The organism is Marinovum algicola, assembly GCF_900109145.1.
GTDB classification, from domain to species: Bacteria; Pseudomonadota; Alphaproteobacteria; order Rhodobacterales; family Rhodobacteraceae; genus Marinovum; species Marinovum algicola.
In genome coordinates this window covers 1-1,691 of sequence record NZ_FNYY01000059.1, presented here as the reverse complement: position 1 = coordinate 1,691, position 1,691 = coordinate 1, and the positions used below count along the sequence as shown (strand labels likewise).

The following is a 1,691-nucleotide window of genomic DNA, read 5'->3' as shown; positions in this document are numbered from 1 at the left end:
GGTTCTGCCTCAATCTGTGTGGCGCAACTATCCTGAGACTGGAAAATTCAGGAGGGGTAGTCGTGATTTCAAAGAAGCACTGGTCGCCCGGGAGCGATGTTTCGATTCAAAGCGTTGAGCGTAGTGATACCGGCGGGTGGCTTGTATCCGGCATTCTGACACCAAGAGGCATCTGCCCCGACTGTGGTTTGCATTCTCGACGACGTCATGGATGGCGGTATCGGCGGCTGCAGGATTTTCCCGCACATGGAGACGGGGTCACATTGGCACTCCAGGTTTGCCGCTGGCGATGCTTGGCTTCCGCTTGCCCTCGCCGGACGTTTTCAGACCATATTCCCTCGATAGCACGTCCATTTGCACGTCGCACTTCGCGTGTCGGGGAGATTGTCAGTCATCTTGGGCATGCGACAGGTGGGCGGCCTGCCGAGCGGCTCTTGCACCGTTTGGGCGTCGGCGTCAGCGATGACACTGTGCTTCGGCACCTGAAGCGCCGTGCGGATAGCATTGCCCAGCCACCAAGGGTCGTCGGCATCGACGATTGGAGCTGGCGTAAATCGCAGACTTACGGAACCATCATCGTTGATCTCGAACGGCGCACCGTGATCGATATCCTAGAGGATCGCACCGTGGAGAATTGCACGAATTGGCTACGCCGCCATCCCGAGATCGAGGTGGTCAGCAGGGACCGTTGCGGTCTTTATGCAAAGGCTGCCCGTCAAGGCGCGCCGCAGGCTTTGCAAGTCGCTGACAGGTTCCATCTTGTGCAGAATCTGCGACAGGCCATAGAAGAACAAATGAACTTGCATGGTCGCGCGACCGGCAGGGCCCTGCTATCCGATGCGGACAACATCAGCACAGACCTTCACCTGCAGCGATCACGCCTCGCTCATCGGAAGTCTCGCGAGGAGATATTCACGAAAATTCATGCGCTTCGCGAACAGGGGCTGTCTTGCAGCGAGATCGAACGACGGACCGGATTCAAGCGCCGTAGCGTGGCTAAGTGGCTGAAATCGGAAGTGCCACCTGACCGGCGCAGGGCGACACTGAAGCCGACGTCGCCATGGTATTTCGAAGGAATCCTCGCCGTTTCCTGGAAGAAGGGGAATAAGCGTGGCAGGCAATTGTTTCACGAAATCCAGAGCCACGGATATGAAGGCAGCTACTCGCATCTCCAACGATTACTGGCGGGGTGGCGCAGGGCTGAAAAACAGACATCGGCCGATCTTTCCACCAGTTCGGTGAGGCTTGAACCCGTGCGGGATCCGCAAACAGGGCATGCTATATCACCAGTCATTGCGGCGGCTCTTTGCATAAAACCAAGAGCTACACTGACATCAGATCAGGCGCGAAAGGTTGACGCGTTGAAGGCCGGATCCCCCGGTTTCGCCACAATGCGGAGCCTCGCCATGCGCTTCAAGGGTATCTTGCGCGGACGACAATCTGGCCCGCTGGATGCATGGATCGACAACGCCGTCGAAACCAACATCATCCCGATCATGCGATTTGCTCGAACGCTACACCGCGATATCGATGCCGTGCGCAATGCCATCGAACTTCCGTGGAGCAACGGTCAGGCGGAAGGGCAGGTCAACCGGCTGAAAACCCTCAAGCGCGCGATGTACGGTCGAGCAGGTCCAGAGCTGCTCAGAGCCCGAATGCTGCCTCTCCGCCACACAGAATGAGGCAGAACC

Annotated in this window: 1 protein-coding gene; it reads left to right on the top strand. The window is 57.9% G+C overall.

Annotated elements, in window-relative coordinates:
• Positions 1-62 precede the first annotated feature (62 nt).
• Positions 63-1,682 (top strand): ISL3 family transposase, encoded by a 1,620-nt coding sequence (locus tag BMW90_RS26055; RefSeq protein WP_074840698.1) that lies wholly within the window; start codon positions 63-65, stop codon positions 1,680-1,682.
• Positions 1,683-1,691: the final 9 nt, after the last annotated feature.